The organism is Microbacterium sp. RU1D, assembly GCF_900156435.1.
Lineage (GTDB): Bacteria > Actinomycetota > Actinomycetes > Actinomycetales > Microbacteriaceae > Microbacterium.
The window spans coordinates 1,084,918-1,100,483 of the sequence record NZ_FTPQ01000001.1; the positions used below are offsets into that span (position 1 = coordinate 1,084,918).

General features: G+C 68.7%; 18 protein-coding genes. 14 read left to right on the top strand and 4 right to left on the bottom strand.

Features of this window, described 5'->3' with window-relative positions:
* Positions 1 to 88 precede the first annotated feature (88 nt).
* The 12 genes from secY (at position 89) to B0B15_RS04930 (ending at position 8,517) form a co-directional block, all read left to right on the top strand.
* Entirely contained in the window at positions 89 to 1,411 is a 1,323-nt protein-coding gene (gene secY, locus B0B15_RS04875; RefSeq protein ID WP_076673717.1) for a preprotein translocase subunit SecY, read from the top strand.
* Complete coding sequence (locus B0B15_RS04880; protein ID WP_076673719.1) at positions 1,408 to 1,995, top strand: adenylate kinase; 588 nt, start codon at positions 1,408 to 1,410, stop codon at positions 1,993 to 1,995. The genes secY and B0B15_RS04880 overlap by 4 nt, the downstream gene beginning before the upstream one ends.
* 1 nt (position 1,996) lies before the next feature.
* The gene (map, locus tag B0B15_RS04885) at positions 1,997 to 2,836 is read left to right on the top strand and encodes a type I methionyl aminopeptidase (protein WP_076673721.1); all 840 of its coding nucleotides are present in this window, start codon (positions 1,997 to 1,999) and stop codon (positions 2,834 to 2,836) included.
* Positions 2,836 to 3,540, top strand: a complete 705-nt coding sequence (locus B0B15_RS04890; RefSeq protein WP_176776569.1) for a DsbA family protein — start codon at positions 2,836 to 2,838, stop codon at positions 3,538 to 3,540. The genes map and B0B15_RS04890 overlap by 1 nt, the downstream gene beginning before the upstream one ends.
* A 141-nt stretch (positions 3,541 to 3,681) precedes the next feature.
* Complete coding sequence (gene infA / locus B0B15_RS04895; RefSeq protein ID WP_013583992.1) at positions 3,682 to 3,903, top strand: translation initiation factor IF-1; 222 nt, start codon at positions 3,682 to 3,684, stop codon at positions 3,901 to 3,903.
* Positions 3,904 to 3,963: 60 nt separating this feature from the next.
* Positions 3,964 to 4,080 carry a 50S ribosomal protein L36 gene (gene rpmJ / locus B0B15_RS04900; protein ID WP_005050492.1) on the top strand — a complete coding sequence of 39 codons (117 nt, stop codon included), beginning with the start codon at positions 3,964 to 3,966 and terminating at the stop codon, positions 4,078 to 4,080.
* A gap of 147 nt (positions 4,081 to 4,227) precedes the next feature.
* Positions 4,228 to 4,602, top strand: coding sequence for a 30S ribosomal protein S13 (gene rpsM, locus B0B15_RS04905; protein ID WP_076673723.1), 375 nt, complete (start codon positions 4,228 to 4,230; stop codon positions 4,600 to 4,602).
* A 36-nt stretch (positions 4,603 to 4,638) separates the two neighbouring features.
* Positions 4,639 to 5,037: a 30S ribosomal protein S11 gene (gene rpsK, locus B0B15_RS04910; RefSeq protein ID WP_013583990.1), complete on the top strand. Its 399-nt coding sequence runs from the start codon at positions 4,639 to 4,641 to the stop codon at positions 5,035 to 5,037.
* Positions 5,038 to 5,226: 189 nt separating this feature from the next.
* Positions 5,227 to 6,216 carry a DNA-directed RNA polymerase subunit alpha gene (locus tag B0B15_RS04915; RefSeq protein WP_076673725.1) on the top strand — a complete coding sequence of 330 codons (990 nt, stop codon included), beginning with the start codon at positions 5,227 to 5,229 and terminating at the stop codon, positions 6,214 to 6,216.
* A gap of 42 nt (positions 6,217 to 6,258) precedes the next feature.
* Positions 6,259 to 6,816: a 50S ribosomal protein L17 gene (rplQ, locus tag B0B15_RS04920; RefSeq protein WP_076673727.1), complete on the top strand. Its 558-nt coding sequence runs from the start codon at positions 6,259 to 6,261 to the stop codon at positions 6,814 to 6,816.
* A gap of 82 nt (positions 6,817 to 6,898) precedes the next feature.
* Positions 6,899 to 7,756 carry a tRNA pseudouridine(38-40) synthase TruA gene (gene truA / locus B0B15_RS04925; RefSeq protein ID WP_076673729.1) on the top strand — a complete coding sequence of 286 codons (858 nt, stop codon included), beginning with the start codon at positions 6,899 to 6,901 and terminating at the stop codon, positions 7,754 to 7,756.
* Between the two features lie 68 nt (positions 7,757 to 7,824).
* On the top strand, positions 7,825 to 8,517 hold the full coding sequence (locus B0B15_RS04930) for an endonuclease/exonuclease/phosphatase family protein (protein ID WP_076673731.1): 693 nt from the start codon (positions 7,825 to 7,827) through the stop codon (positions 8,515 to 8,517).
* A 62-nt stretch (positions 8,518 to 8,579) separates the two neighbouring features.
* Here the strand turns inward: B0B15_RS04930 and B0B15_RS04935 are convergent, their stop codons facing one another.
* Complete coding sequence (locus tag B0B15_RS04935; protein WP_076673733.1) at positions 8,580 to 9,134, bottom strand: cytochrome c-type biogenesis protein; 555 nt, start codon at positions 9,132 to 9,134, stop codon at positions 8,580 to 8,582.
* 162 nt (positions 9,135 to 9,296) lie between these two features.
* On the bottom strand, positions 9,297 to 11,069 hold the full coding sequence (locus B0B15_RS04940) for a DUF4012 domain-containing protein (protein WP_143016333.1): 1,773 nt from the start codon (positions 11,067 to 11,069) through the stop codon (positions 9,297 to 9,299).
* A gap of 78 nt (positions 11,070 to 11,147) precedes the next feature.
* Between B0B15_RS04940 and B0B15_RS04945 the strand changes: the two genes are divergently transcribed.
* Positions 11,148 to 11,786 (top strand): hypothetical protein, encoded by a 639-nt coding sequence (locus tag B0B15_RS04945; protein WP_076673735.1) that lies wholly within the window; start codon positions 11,148 to 11,150, stop codon positions 11,784 to 11,786.
* Here the strand turns inward: B0B15_RS04945 and B0B15_RS04950 are convergent, their stop codons facing one another.
* Positions 11,787 to 12,905, bottom strand: coding sequence for a nucleotidyl cyclase domain-containing protein (locus B0B15_RS04950; RefSeq protein WP_076673737.1), 1,119 nt, complete (start codon positions 12,903 to 12,905; stop codon positions 11,787 to 11,789). It abuts the gene before it with no gap.
* Positions 12,902 to 14,569 (bottom strand): sensor histidine kinase, encoded by a 1,668-nt coding sequence (locus B0B15_RS04955; RefSeq protein WP_083708868.1) that lies wholly within the window; start codon positions 14,567 to 14,569, stop codon positions 12,902 to 12,904. The genes B0B15_RS04950 and B0B15_RS04955 overlap by 4 nt, the downstream gene beginning before the upstream one ends.
* Positions 14,570 to 14,748: 179 nt before the next feature.
* On the opposite strand from B0B15_RS04955, the gene B0B15_RS04960 reads away from it, so the two are divergent.
* On the top strand, positions 14,749 to 15,552 hold the full coding sequence (locus tag B0B15_RS04960) for a fructose 1,6-bisphosphatase (RefSeq protein ID WP_083708943.1): 804 nt from the start codon (positions 14,749 to 14,751) through the stop codon (positions 15,550 to 15,552).
* Positions 15,553 to 15,566 lie beyond the last annotated feature (14 nt).

The window sequence follows — 15,566 nt, forward strand, 5'->3', positions numbered from 1 at the left end:
GCGGCCTTACGGCCGTCGGCCCCTTCTGGGTTAGTCTGATTTGGTGTGCGCCCCGTCGCGCGCCGAGATCGTTCTGGAGGAATCTCCCTTGTTCAGCGCCATCGCGCGGGTTTTCCGCACGCCCGACCTGAGGCGGAAGATCGCCTTCACGCTGGGCATCATTGCCATCTACCGGCTGGGTGCCCACGTGCCGACGCCCTTCGTGGACTTCCCCAACGTTCAGCAGTGTCTGAACCAGTCGGGCGGCACCGAAGGACTGCTCTCCCTGGTCAACCTGTTCTCGGGTGGCGCGCTCCTGCAGCTGTCGATCTTCGCTCTCGGCGTGATGCCGTACATCACGGCGACCATCATCGTGCAGCTGCTGCGCGTGGTGATCCCTCACTTCGAGACGCTGTACAAGGAGGGCCAGGCCGGTCAGGCCAAGCTCACCCAGTACACCCGCTACCTGACGATCGCGCTGGCACTGCTGCAGTCGACCACGCTCGTCACCGTGGCCCGCTCGGGCCAGCTCTTCGGCTCGGCCGGTGTGCCCGAATGCCAGCAGCTGCTCACCAACGACATCTGGTGGGCGCAGCTGCTGATGATCATCACGATGACCGCCGGTACGGGCCTGGTCATGTGGTTCGCGGAGCTCGTCACTGAGCGCGGTGTCGGCAACGGCATGTCGATCCTCATCTTCACCTCGATCGCCGCGACCTTCCCCGGCGCGATGATCTCCATCCTCAACGCCCGCGGCGTCGAGGTCTTCCTGCTCGTGCTCGCCGTGAGCATCGTGATCGTCGCGCTCGTCGTCTTCGTCGAGCAGTCGCAGCGCCGCATCCCGGTCCAGTACGCCAAGCGCATGGTCGGACGCCGCACCTACGGCGGGACGAACACCTACATCCCCATCAAGGTCAACATGGCCGGCGTCGTGCCCGTCATCTTCGCCTCGTCGCTGCTGTACATCCCCGCGCTCATCGCGCAGTTCAACCAGCCGCAGGCGGGCCAGGAGCCGGCCCCGTGGGTGACGTGGATCTCGCAGTACCTCACGCGCGGCGACCACCCGCTGTACATGCTGATCTACTTCCTGCTGATCATCGGATTCGCGTACTTCTACGTCGCGATCACGTTCAACCCGGTCGATGTCGCCGACAACATGAAGAAGTACGGCGGTTTCATCCCCGGCATCCGCGCGGGCCGCCCCACGGCGGAATACCTGGACTACGTCCTGACCCGCATCACCCTGCCGGGCTCGATCTACCTCGGCCTCATCGCGCTGCTGCCTCTCGTGGCCCTCGCGACGGTCGGTGCCAACCAGAACTTCCCGTTCGGCGGGGCCTCGATCCTCATCATCGTGGGTGTAGGCCTCGAGACCGTGAAGCAGATCGACGCGCAACTCCAGCAGCGTCACTACGAAGGGCTGCTGCGATGACCGCGCGTCTTCTGATCGTCGGACCCCAGGGATCCGGAAAGGGAACGCAGGGCGTCCGTATCGGCGAAGCCCTCGGCATCCCCGTCGTGTCGACGGGCGACGTGTTCCGCGCGAACGTGAAGGACGGCACCGAGCTCGGGCTGCAGGTGAAGTCGATCATCGATGGGGGCGACCTCGTGCCCGACGAGCTCACGAGCGCCGTCGTCCGTGACCGTCTGGCCCAACCGGATGCCGCTGAGGGCTTCCTCCTCGACGGGTATCCGCGGAACCTGGCCCAGGTCATGCACCTCGACGAGTTCCTCGAGGGTCGCGACGAGGCCCTCGACGCCGTCATCGCGCTCGTCGTGCCCCGCGAGGAGTCGCTGTCGCGCCTGACCGCGCGGGCCGCCGAGCAGGGGCGCGCCGACGACACGGAGGAAGCCATCGCCACGCGCCTGGGCATCTACGAGCGCGAGACCGCGCCGATCCTCGACGTCTACGGCACGCGCGGCATCGTCGACGAGATCGACGGCGTCGGCAGCCTCGACGAGGTCACGACGCGCATCTTCGCGGCGCTCGAGGCACGCGGTATCTCGGCACGCTGACGTGGGACTTCGTTCTTCCATCTACAAAAAGCCGGCGCAGCTGCGCTCGATGATCGAGCCGGGACTCATCACGGCCGATGCGCTGGACGCCGTGCGCCGGCTCATCGAACCGGGCGTGACGACGCTGCAGCTCGACGCGGAGGCCGCTCGCCTGATCGGCGCGCGCGGCGCGAAGTCGAACTTTCAGATGGTGCGCGGGTACCGGCACACCATCTGCGCCTCGGTGAACGAGCAGGTGGTGCACGGCATCCCGAACGATCGGCCGCTGCGCGCCGGCGACATCCTCTCGATCGACGCCGGGGCCGAGTTCCAGGGCTGGAACGGCGACTCGGCCTTCACGGTGATCGTGCCGGGCGATGCACCCGAGGAGATCGTGGCGCCGCGTCGCCGCCTGTCCGAGGTGACGGAAGGATCGCTCTGGGCGGGGATCGCCTCCCTGAGCCGGGCCAGCCACCTCGGTGAGGTCGGCGCCGCCATCCAGGCGTACATCGAAGAGCATTCCCCCGAGGGCGGGTACGGCATCCTGCGCGACTACGTGGGTCACGGCATCGGCCGCAAGATGCACGAGTCGCCCAGCATCTTCAACTACGCCGTCGCCGACCGCGGGCCCGAGGTGCGTCCGGGGCTCGCGGTGGCGATCGAGCCCATGGTCGTCATCGGCGACCAGGAGACCGTCGTCGAAGACGACGGGTGGACCGTCTCGACCGCCGACGGCACCGACGGCTCCCACTGGGAACATAGCGTCGCCGTGCATGATGGGGGCATCTGGGTCCTCACCGCTCACGACGGCGGTGCCGAGAAACTGGCGCCGTTCGGTGTGGTGCCGAAGGAGATCGACTGATGATGATGGCCGCAGCTCGCACGTCCAGGAACTGGTTCGCGATCGGCATCACGGCGGCCGTCGTGGTCATCGTGCTGGTTGTGGGCGGCGTGGTCTGGTTCGCCAACAGTCAGTCCACTTCTCCCGGGACCCTTCCCGAGTCGTCGGCCGTGAACACGGACACCGGAGCGATCGCCGTCGGCACCGGACCGGAGACGGTCGACACGTACGTCGACTTCATGTGCCCGATCTGCAACCAGTTCGAGCAGAGCTACGGCCCGACCCTCGACCAGCTTGTCGCCGACAACGAGATCACCCTCAACATCCACCCGATCTCAATCCTCGACCGCGCGTCGCAGGGGACGCAGTACTCGACTAGGTCGGCGAATGCCGCCTACTGCGTCGCCGTCGATGACGCCTCCAACATCCCGGCGTTCGTGAAGGCGATGTACGCGCAGCAGCCCACGGAGAACACCTCGGGTCTCGACAACGCCACGCTGGCCGCGATCGCGACATCGGCAGGGGCCTCGGATGCCGTGACCTCGTGCATCGACGACGGGACGTACTCGAAGTTCGTCACGGCGATGACGCAGAAGACGCCGGTCCAGCCCGGTCAGTCGGGCATTGCGACGCCGACGATCGCGGTGAACGAAACGGTCCTGAACAACCAGACCGACCTGTCCGGTGACCCGCAGAAGGACATCGTCGCCCGGCTGAACGGCTGACGCGGCGCCCCGCGAGTTGCCGGGGCGGGTATTACCACGTATGCTTGATCTTTGGTGCGTTGCGCCTTCATTGGCGTGTCGAAGCACCGAATCCCCATCCACCGCAGACCGGCCGGTCTGCAACTGAGCGTGAGCGAGTTTATGGCGAAGAAAGACGGTGTCATCGAGATCGAGGGCACGGTGTCCGAGGCACTGCCCAACGCGATGTTCCGTGTCGAACTGACGAACGGTCACAAGGTGCTCGCCACCATCTCGGGCAAGATGCGACAGAACTACATCCGCATCATCCCCGAGGACCGCGTCGTCGTCGAGCTGAGCCCGTACGACCTCACCCGCGGTCGTATCGTCTACCGCTACCGCTGAGTCCGGCCGAGAAGTAACGAGCCGCACCCGCGGATTCGAAGACAGCGAAACAGGAACATCATGAAGGTCAACCCCTCCGTCAAGCCCATCTGCGACCACTGCAAGGTGATCCGTCGCCACGGGCGCGTGATGGTGATCTGCAAGAGCAACCCGCGCCACAAGCAGCGCCAGGGCTGAGCTCCTTCCGAGCTCTCGACTCTCTCCAACTGAATACACACCGGCAGGATCAGATCCCGTCCGCGCGAGCGGGCGGGGGACACCTCGGGGCGGAGGCCCGAGCACCGATCCTGCTCCACACCTCCACGACACTCTGAGGAGAGCCGCATGGCACGTCTCGCCGGCGTCGACATCCCGCGCGACAAGCGCGTGGTGATCGCACTTACTTACATCTACGGCGTGGGTCGCACCCGCTCCGTCGAGATCCTGAACGCCACTGGCATCAGCCAGGAGATCCGCGTCAAGGACCTCACCGACGACCAGCTGGTCGCGCTCCGCGACCACATCGAAGGCACCTACAAGGTGGAGGGTGACCTCCGTCGCGAGGTCGCCGCCGACATCCGCCGCAAGGTCGAGATCGGTTCCTACGAGGGCCTGCGCCACCGCCGCGGCCTCCCGGTGCGCGGTCAGCGCACGAAGACGAACGCGCGTACCCGCAAGGGCCCCAAGCGCACCGTCGCCGGCAAGAAGAAGGCGCGCTAAGCCGCGGGCTGAGCGTCAGGATTCAGGAGAACGCACATGGCACAGGCCAAGTCCGCCGCGCGCAAGCCGCGCCGCAAAGAGAAGAAGAACATCGCCGTGGGTCAGGCCCACATCAAGTCGACGTTCAACAACACCATCGTTTCGATCACCGACCCCTCGGGTGCCGTCATCAGCTGGGCTTCGTCCGGCGGTGTCGGGTTCAAGGGCTCGCGCAAGTCGACGCCGTACGCCGCCGGCATGGCGGCGGAGTCGGCCGCTCGCCAGGCTCAGGAGCACGGCGTCAAGAAGGTCGACGTCTTCGTGAAGGGTCCGGGTTCGGGTCGTGAGACCGCGATCCGCTCGCTCACCGCTGCGGGTCTCGAGGTCGGCTCGATCCAGGACGTGACGCCGCAGGCTCACAACGGCTGCCGTCCGCCCAAGCGTCGCCGCGTCTGACGCGTTCGTTCCCGGGGAGTGCTCGTCGCTCCCCGGGAACGCCGCGCTCACGCGCGATTCAGACTTCCGGATGCCGGGGCCCTTCCCGGGTCGCCGTCGAAGAGTCCCGTGGCATCCCGCGAGTACAACTCAACACCTCACCCCATTACACGTGTCATATAGCGGGCACGTGATCGAAAGGAACACATAGTGCTCATCGCACAGCGTCCCACTCTGACCGAGGAGAAGATCGGGGAGTTCCGCAGCCGTTTCATCATCGAGCCGCTGGAGCCCGGTTTCGGTTACACGATCGGCAACGCGCTGCGCCGCAGCCTCCTGTCGTCGATCCCCGGCGCGGCCGTCACGAGCATCCGCATCGACGGCGTCCTGCACGAGTTCAGCACCATCCCGGGCGTGAAGGAAGACGTCACCGAGATCATCCTGAACATCAAGCAGCTGGTCGTCTCGAGCGAGCGCGACGAGCCCATCACGGCGTACCTGCGCAAGACCGGCGCCGGTGAGGTCACCGCCGCCGACATCTCCGCCCCGGCGGGTGTCGAGGTGCACAACCCCGAGCTGGTCATCGCGACGCTCAACGACACGGCGAAGTTCGAGCTCGAGCTGACGATCGAGCGTGGCCGCGGCTACGTCTCGGCGACGCAGAACCGCAACGAGTACGCCGAGGCCGGTCAGATCCCGATCGACTCGATCTACTCGCCCGTGCTCAAGGTCAGCTACCGCGTCGACGCCACCCGTGCCGGTGAGCGCACCGACTTCGACAAGCTCGTCCTCGACGTCGAGTCCAAGGCGTCCATCGCCCCGCGCGACGCCGTCGCCTCGGCCGGCCGCACCCTCACCGAGCTGTTCGGTCTCGCCCGCGAGCTGAACGTCGAGGCCGAGGGTATCGAGATCGGCCCCGCGCCGGTCGAGACCGTCCTCTCGAACGAGCTGTCGATGCCGATCGAAGACCTCGACCTCTCCGTCCGCTCGTACAACTGCCTCAAGCGCGAGGGCATCAACACCGTTTCGGAGCTGGTCGCCCTTTCCGAGACGCAGCTGATGAACATCCGCAACTTCGGTCAGAAGTCGGTCGACGAGGTGCGCGACAAGCTCACCTCCCTCGGCCTTTCGCTGAAGGACTCGGTGCCCGGTTTCGACGGCGCCCAGTTCTACAGCGGCTACGACGAAGAGACCGTCTGACACCGTCGGACCCGACCGAACCTTTCACTGGAGTAACACGACATGCCCAAGCCCACGAAGGGTCCCCGCCTCGGAGGCGGCCCGGCCCACGAGCGTCTGCTTCTCGCGAACCTCGCGGCAGCTCTCTACACGCACAAGTCCATCAAGACGACCGAGACCAAGGCCAAGCGCCTTCGTCCGCTCGCCGAGCGCCTCATCACCTTCGCCAAGCGCGGCGACCTGCACGCGCGTCGTCGCGTGCTGAGCGTGATCGGTGACAAGGACGTCGTGCACACGCTCTTCACCGAGATCGCGCCGCTGGTGGCCGAGCGTGACGGCGGATACACCCGCATCACCAAGGTCGGCAACCGCAAGGGCGACAACGCCCCCATGGCCGTGATCGAGCTCGTCCTCGAGCCCGTCGCCAAGAAGGCGTCGAACAAGGCTGCTGCGGCCCCCGCCGCTGCCGCCCCGGCTGCCGAGGAGCCCGCCGCGGAAGAGCCCGCCGCCGAGGAGACCTCGACCGACGAGGCCGCCGCCGCCGGCGCCGAGTCGCCCGAGGAAGGCGCGGCCGCCGAGGCAGCCGCCGACGACGCCGTCCAGGATGACGCCAAGGCCTGATCCTCCCGCTCGAACGGAGCCCCCACCCCTCAGGGTGGGGGCTCCGTCGTTTCCGCGTCCACCGCGCTCGTAGGCTGGGAGGGTGCGCATACGTCTCGACATCGCCTACGACGGCACACACTTCCGCGGGTGGGCGCGCCAACCCGGGCTGAGGACCGTGCAGGGCGACCTCGAGGCGGCCCTCGCGCGGATCGTCGGAGGATCCCCCCGCCTGATCGTGGCCGGACGCACCGACGCGGGCGTGCACGCCTCCGGACAGGTGGCCCACCTCGACCTCGATCCCGACCAGGTCGCACGACTGCCGAGGCGCCGACGCGACAGCGACGAGGTCGACGCAATCGCCGCGCTGGCGGGTCGCGTCCGCGGGGTGCTGGGCACCTATCCGGACGTGACGGTGCGTCGCACCTCCCGCGCGCCGGAGGGCTTCGACGCGCGCTTCTCCGCGGTGTGGCGTCGCTACACCTATCGGCTCGCCGACGCGGCCACGGGGTACGACCCACTCGACCGGTCGAGGACGACGACGGTGCGCAGCGCCCTCGACGTGGAGTCGATGGATGCCGCCGCCGGCCGTCTCATCGGGCTGCACGACTTCGCCGCGTACTGCAAGGCGCGCGAGGAGGCGACGACCATCCGCACCCTGCTCGAGTACGACTGGCACCGCGGCGACGACGGCGTCCTGGTGGCGAACGTGCGGGCGGACGCCTTCTGCCACAGCATGGTGCGTGCTCTCGTCGGCGCATGCGTCGCGGTGGGGGAGGGGCGCATCGAGATCGACGACGTGGTCGCCATCCGTGACGCGCGGATGCGCATCCCCGAGACGAAGGTCCTGGCCGCCCGCGGCCTCGTCCTCGCCGAGGTGGGGTACCCCGCCGACGACCTCCTGGCGGCCCGTGCCGAGCAGACGCGGAACCGACGGGATGCCGACGAGTCGGCATCCTGAATCGACCGCGGCGCGCAAGTGCAACCCCTCCGGGAGGGCATCGGCGGTGGTCGTAGGCTGACTTCGCCATGAAGGTCATCTCGTACAACCTCAACAAGCACCGTGCCGCGGGCGAGCTCGTCGCGCTCGTCGAGACGCACGAGATCGACGTGCTCTGTCTGCAGGAATGCGACTCCACGGACATTCCGGAACGCATCGGCGGGCTCCTGCTGGCGGATGCTACTCAGCGCAACCGCCTGGGCCTGGCGCTGTACTACCGGGAGAACACCTTCCGTGCCGAAGAAGTGCGCGCCATCGGCCTGAAGAAGTCGCTGCACGATTACGTGCTGAAGCCGGCGGAGGAACGCATGCTCGGCGTCCGGCTTCGCGACATCGACCACGGTCGCGACGTCATCGTCGCCTCGTTCCACGCGGCGCCGCTCACGGCGCTCAACTCGCTTCGCCGCCACCAGATCCGCACGGCACTGACGGAGCTGCAGAATCTCGGCCCCGGTCTGCCCACCCTCATGGTCGGCGATTACAACTACCCCGTCTTCAAGGAGAACCTCGGTCAGAAGGTACGGGACCAGGGGTACGAGCTGACGTTGAGCGACACGCGGACCTACACCCGCTACCGGTTCTTCAAGGGGCACTACGACTTCGCGACGTCGATGGGCTTCGACATCGCCCACATCAAGACGCTGCCCCAGGGGCAGAGCGACCATCTGCCCATCCTCATCACCGCGGAGGTCACGCCGTCACGCGCGGGAGCTCTGGGCTGACGGAACGGGAATGACGAAGAGGGGGCCGCCGTGTGACGGCCCCCTCTTCGGCTGTAGCGGTGTCAGCGATTCGACGTGCGGCGTCGACGGGCCACCGTGCCGATGCCGACCGCCGCGCCGCCGACGAGGAGGGCCGCACCGGTCAGCCACAGGCCGGTCGTGCTGCCCGCGTCGAAACCGGTGACCGCGAGACCGCCCTTGGCGGGAGAGCTCGGAGCGCCCACGGGGTTGACCGTCACGCTCGAGTGGAGGACGACGCCGCTCTCCGCTCCCGTGAAGGTGAGGGAGTAGACGCCTTTCGTCGGGGCGGGGAACGTGATCCGCGTGCGGAGGGCGCCGGCGACCGCCTGCGTCCGCAGCGAGTTGTTCGTCTCGGTGGCGACCGACGCCAGCGTGACGCTGTTCGCGGCGGCACCCGTGATCGAGATCAGGATCTGCTCGTCTCCCTGGAACGGTGCGCCGGACGTCGTGAACGTCGCGGTGTCGCCCACGGTGAGGACCGACGGCGACACCGTGATGACGGCGGGGTCGGTGTAGGCGTTGGCCGCCGTGGGCGCCATCAGCGCGGCCGCGGCGAGCGACAGCGCGGCGACGGCCCGGATGATCGTGGTCTTCATGGTTTGCCCCATCTGCTTGGCGTGTTCGAGCCGGTGATCGAAGCGGTCGGCGCCGCTCCTCGCACGAGTCTTCCGGGGACGGGGCGTGGAGCGCCGGGAGGGGAGGTCGCTTTCACGCGGGGCGGCGTCGGAGTTCACCCGCAGTCGGCGCGGCCGGACGGCTCATCCGCTCGACGGGCACACTCCCGTCTGCGGAGCTTCGGCGGGGTCCCGGGTCGGGGTGGCGACGAGGTCCAGGTGCGGCGTGGGCGGGATCCGCACGTCCAGATCCAGGACGCCGGTCTGACCGGGGGCCAGCTGCACCGACCATTTCACGACGTTCCGCCCGTCGTGGGTGCCCACGGCGAACCCCGGGGCCGTGGCGCCGTTCGACGACGTCCGTCGATCGACGACCTCGGCACCCGCCGGGAGGTAGACGTAGACGCCTGTCAGCGCGTCTCCGACGGGTACGCCGTAGTCGCCGCCGCCCGTCACGTAGGGGGGCAACGTCGATGGGTCGGGCGCATCGTTGCGGATATCCACGTGGACGGTCGCCAGGCCGAGTTCGCACCAACCGGCCCTGATGCGGGGGTGCAGGTAGTAGTCCATCTTCGAGCCCGTGCCGTCGTTTAGGTAGACGCCGATCGTGCTGCGAGTCTCATCGGAGACGGGCAGGGCGCCCTGCAGCGTCGTTCCGTCCAGGACCGCCTGGTCGGCGGCATCCGCGTTCCAGACGAGCAGACGGCGTTCGGTTCCGGCACGCGTGAGGGCCTGCACGAGAGCGGCGGCGTCGCCCCGCCCGTCGGCCAGAGCCTGGAAGACCGCGGCGGCGGCGCCTTGGAAGAATGCGTCCTGTTCCCGCGGGTCGGAGAAGCGGCGGTACACCTCGTCGAGAAGGAGCGGCACGGCCCGGTCGGCGTCGAGCTGCTCGCCGGAGGGAAGGGTCACCGGTCCCGTCGCCCGCAACAGATACGACAGCGCCACGGGATCGAGGGCGACGACCGCGTCGACCTCGGTGCCGGTGGTGCGTCGCCACATCTCGCGAGCGATCGCGGCGCCCACGGCGAAGTCGGGAATCTGGGTGGTGTTCTGCAGGTAGCGGGCCGGGCGGGTGTCGAAGACGCCTCGGATGTCATCGTGGAGCGGCAGGACGGGGTCGTCGGCGAACGCGGTGACGTCGGCGCTGGACGCCTGGGCCCGCAGTGCCAGGCGTCCCCCGGTCGTGTCGACCTGCGCGACGGCGCCGACCACACCCCCGAGCGAACGCCATTCCGCATTGTTCTGGAACAGCAGCAGAGTGGAGCGGGGGCCTTCTGCGCCCAGCATGCGGGGCAGGAGGACCGTCGTCCGGTGAAGCGCATCCGCGGCGCTCGCGGCCCGATCGAGCACCGCGGCGGTGGAGGAGACGGCCGTCGCGAGGGACCCCAGCAGGGGTCTCCGGTCGATCGCGGACATGCGGTCGGCCGCCGCGCGCAAGCGTGCCGCGGCGTCGGCGGCTGCAGGGGCGGCGGATGCCACGCCGTCGATGTCGATGGCGCCGTCCGACGCGCGCAAGGCCCCGGGTGCCATGATCGCGGCCGCCGCGCGGAGCGGGGGCGCGGCGGAGGATGCCGCATCGTCCACGGCCGCGGCAGTCGTGGAGACGGCGGCGAGCTGCGGTCCGATCCACGGCAACGACTCCGCGGCCGCCCAGATCGGGTCGTCCGTGAGAGCGTGCGCGGCGGACGTGTCGACAGCGGCGTCGGCGAGGCGCGCGAGCGCGGCATCCGGGTTCTGGACGTCCGCCGTCGCCGGTTCGACGGTCGCTCGGGCGGAGCGCAGGTGCTGGATCGCCGCGGACCCCCGCACGCCGATCCAGACGGCGCCCCCGACTCCCAGCAGGAACAGCAGGAGCGTCGCCGTCGCGAACACCGCGGGGACGCGACGAAGGGCCTGTGAGGAAGATGAGCGGATCACGCGCACACCATAGGCGCTCGGCGGCAGCGTGCCGTTGCCGGGCACCTACACTGAAGGGAACGATCCGGGGGAGGACGAATGGGGCTCGCAACGAGGCGTGGCAGGCTCGTCGGTGCTGCGGCGCTGGCGGTGACGGGCGCGCTCGCCCTCGCCGGGTGCGGTGCCCCTCCATGGGCCCAGGGGGGTGGTCAGGCGTCGGCCTCGCCGTCGCCGACCGCCACCACGAGCGCCGCGCCGCAGCCCGTCCGGAACGATCTCTCGAGCGGTTCCACGCAGCGCCCGCTGACGGCCGGCGCCGTCAGCGCAACGGTCGACTACTGGTCGACGCTCTCGATGGATCGCTGGACCCCGACCGCGCTGAAGCCCGTGAGCCTGTCGATGGTCACCACGGTCTCGCCCGACGACGGGCAGAAGGTGTACCTCCAACGCGCGACGATGACGGCGGTTCCCGGCAACGCGGCGCAGTCGTTCTCGCCGTTGGCCGCGCAGACCGATCAGACCGACGCACCCGGCTACCTGGTGCTGGCGCCGTACAGCTACTCGCAGACGTTCAACGTCGGCGAGGTGCCCGCGGGGGCCACCTTCGTCACCCTGCAGTTCACCTTCGAGTTCTTGGTGCAGACCACCCCGACGTCGAACGAGTTCGCGAAGCAGACGGCGAGCGATTCCCTCACCGTCGCGATCGCCGGCGGCGGCGGGGCCGACACCGAGGGCTGATCACCGACGCACGCGTTCCCAGCGGTCGCCCCCCTGCCGGGTCGCCTCGCCGGCGGCGCGGTCCGCCTCGGCGATCAGGGCCGGGAGATCGTAGCCCGCCGCTTCGGCGGGCACCCAGCCCACGCTCGCCGACAGCTGGACGCCGATGTGCGACGACGCATCGAGTTCGGTGATGCGCTGCAGCACCGTCCGCACGTGCTGGCGCAGCACGGATTCCGGGCGCGCCAGGACCACCACGACTCGTCCGCGCGTCTCCCGACCGAGGTCCGCCTCAGCGGGGAACGATTCGGCGACGGCGTTCTCGAAGTCGGCGACGAGCCGGATCCACCCGTTCTCTCCCGCGGCGCTGCGCAGGTGCTGGGGGTCGTCGAGGCGGACGGTGAGCACGGCCCACGACTCTTCTCGACCTCGCGCGGCGCGACGCAGCCGGTCGGTCGCCGTGACGACGAAGTGCGGCCATGACGACGCGGCACGCCGTCCGCTGGGCGACACGGAGGTGAAGTAGAGCAGCGAGACCGTGGCGCAGACGAGGAACACCAGCATCGCCAGGGAGTTCAGGATGCGCGGGAGGGCGAGGTCGCCGATGCCGGCCGGTGCGGACAATCCCGAGATGAGGATCGCGACTCCGAGGGCGACGAACGCGGCGGAGACGACGGCGAGCGGGAGGGCCATCCGCTCCAGCCGGTCCGCCGCATGACGCATCTCCAAGAGGGTGAGTCCGGCGAAGACCGCCGCCCCGACGAAGGCGAACCGGAAGACGAGGCCGTAAGCGCTCACCTCGGTCACGCAGACGAAGGCCACCGCCGTGACGGTCGCCTGGAGCACCCCGACCCAGGCGAGCGCGCGTGCGCCACGACGTGCGCGGAATCCCGACCAGATCAGCGCCGGTGCGCCGAGCATGAGGCCGAGGCCCGCACGCCGGACGGGCTCTTCGTCCACAATGGCACCGGTCACCGAGACCCACGTGCTGGTCATGGCGAGGAGGAAGGCGAGCGACCACAGGAGTGCGGAACGGGACGGCCGGTGCAGGAAGCCCAGCCCGATGATCATGATCGTGCCGAGGGTCGCCACCGTGGCTTGAGCGAGACCGAGATTCGACAGGACCTGGTCGGGGATCATGCGACCTCGCCGTCGGTGCGGACGGGCAGGACGACCGTGACAGTGGTGCCGCTGCCCAACTCGCTGTCGAGGAAGAGCGAACCGCCCTGGTCCTCGACGATGGAGCGGATGATCCCCATCCCGAGCCCGGTACCCGGGGTGGAGCTGTCGCGCACGCTCTGCGCGCGGAAGTAGGGGTCGAACACGCGCGCGAGATCGTCGGGTTTGATGCCGATGCCGGTGTCGGCGAAGCGGAGGATGACGTCATCCGGTGACACCTCGCCGGAGATGCGGATCGAGCCGCCGGCGGGCGTGTACTTGATGGCGTTGCTGAGGATGTTGTCGAAGGCCTGCCGCAGCCGGAAAGCGTCGCCCTTGACCTCCGCGGAGGTCGGCAGCTCGTCGATGACGTTGACCCGACGCGCCGTTGCGGCTGGGCGGAACGATGCGAGCGAGGAGGCGATGATGCGGCTCGCATCCGCGGTGGCCGGGGCGTTCTGGTCGCGGAACACGCCACGGGAGTTGGCCAGGATCTCGGAGATGAGCTTCTGCATCCGCTCGCCTGCGCCCGCAATGACCTCCAACTGCTCCCGCACCTTGGGGGAGAGGTCGTCGTCGTCGAGGGCGAGGTCCGCGTGCCCGATGATCGCGGTGAGAGGGTTGCGCAGCTCGTGCGACACCGTGGCGGCCAGGCGCTCTCGAGCGCGCTCGGACTCGATCAGCGCCGTGATGTCGTGCACGATGAGCAGAGTGCTCTCGGGCTCGTCAGAGGAGATGAGACGGCGCGTCGACACCGAGAGGGCGTGCCAGACGCCGTGAGTGTCGAAGAGCCAGAGCCGCTCGTCGTCGAACTGTTCGCCGCGTGCGGCGCGGGCGAACGGCCGCTCGGATTCCGGGAGCGGCTCGCCTCGGAGATTGGCATATTCGACGGCTCCACCCGGCCTCTGGGGCTCGTCGCGCTCGACGCCGTAGAGGTCGACATAGGTGTCATTGAGGGCGAGCACCTCGCCGTCGGCCGACAGGCGCGCGATACCGGTGTCGAGGCCGTTCAGCATCTGCGAGACGCGTCTCTCCTGTCCGGACACACGTTGCAGGGTGCCCTGCAGACGGCTCGCTTGGCGGCGGAGCAATTGCTTGAACGCGCGCGTCTGCCGGGCCGACAGGAACGAGGTGATGGCGATGAACGTGAGCGACAGCAGGACGACGATCAAGCGGAGGGCGGTGACGGGCCCGCTGGCGTTGACCGTTGCATCCACCACGATCAGGATGCCGACGGCGCTGAGCGCGGAGATCAGATAGGCGAGGGCGAAATGGGTCGCGATCCAGATGATCGGGAAGACCCAGAAGAACCCGAAGCGAAGGTCGGTGCCGAAGCTGAGCAACCCGATGCCGACGATATCGCCGAAGGGGATGACGGCCACGGCAGCGCGGGGGAGGCGATGCCACGGCACGACGATCGCGATGGCGGTGAGGGCGATGACGACTCCCACGCCCGACGAGAACGACCAGAACGAGAAGAGGGAGGGTTCGAGCGCTTGCACCAGGAGGACGGTGATGACGACACTGGCGCCGAGAACGAGCTGCAGCAGCCACACGGAACGGGTACGGCCGCTCGGGCTCGCACCGTCCTCATCGTGCCCAGCTTCGGCGGCGACCGCCGGCGGGACGCTCCTCACGGATGCCATGTCATCGAGTGTATAGAGAGTGGTGTAGTCTTCAGCGCGCCATCCTGTCTCTGCTCGCCGCGCGTGAACATGCGTCACGACGCCCGGTCAGACTCCCCCTGAGGCCTGCATCCCGCAGCGTGATGGTCGTTCGTCGACCTCTGCGCGTCCGCGCTGATCCTCAGGAGTACCCCGTGAGCATGCCCTTTCGCCGTCGCGCCCGCGTGACCGCTTCGGCCCTCGCCCTCGCCGTCGTCATCACCGCCGCGCTGACCGGTTGCACCCAGGTCTCCGACCTGTTAAACGCGCTTCCCGGCCAGGTGGGCGGGGCCGCCGGCCAGTCCGTCGTGGTCGCCACCCCGGAACCGGCCGTATCGTCTTCGTCCAAGCCGTTCGACTCGCAGTTCACGTACGACGGGTCGGTCTCCCTCACCTCCGAGGTCGCCGACGGTCTCGAGGTGCGCCTGGACGTCTGGGCCGACAACCCCAAGCGCACGATGGAGTGGACCTCGACCAACGAGAAGCAGTTCGGCTTCGCCATCAACGTGGTCGACACGCGCGTCGACGAGAAGGCGGTGCTCACGCAGAAGCGCCGCGTGTACCTGTCATCCGTGTCGATCACCTCGCAGACGGCGCAGACGGGCGGCCAGGTCTCGAACCCCTTCCAGTTCAGCGCCGATCCCCGCACCCTCGTCCCGTCGGACACACTGCGCTCGGACCGCGGTCTGCTCCTGAACAGCTTCCAGGGCGGTCTGCTGGTCCCCACGACCTCGATCCGGCAGCTGCCCAACGACACCTACGGCATCACGCTCGAATTCGCGCTGAACGTCGCGGTCGAGGGCACCGCGAACACCGATTCGTCGTTCTCGCAGCAGACGGTGTACCAGTACCTTCCGATCGCGATCTTCGCCGACCAGGGGCAGACCACGACCGCCGACACGACCGGAGCGACCTCGGGAACCGGTCGCGCGCCCGGGTGGGGGCAGACCACCGGCTCGAACTGACGTCGGTCGGCCAG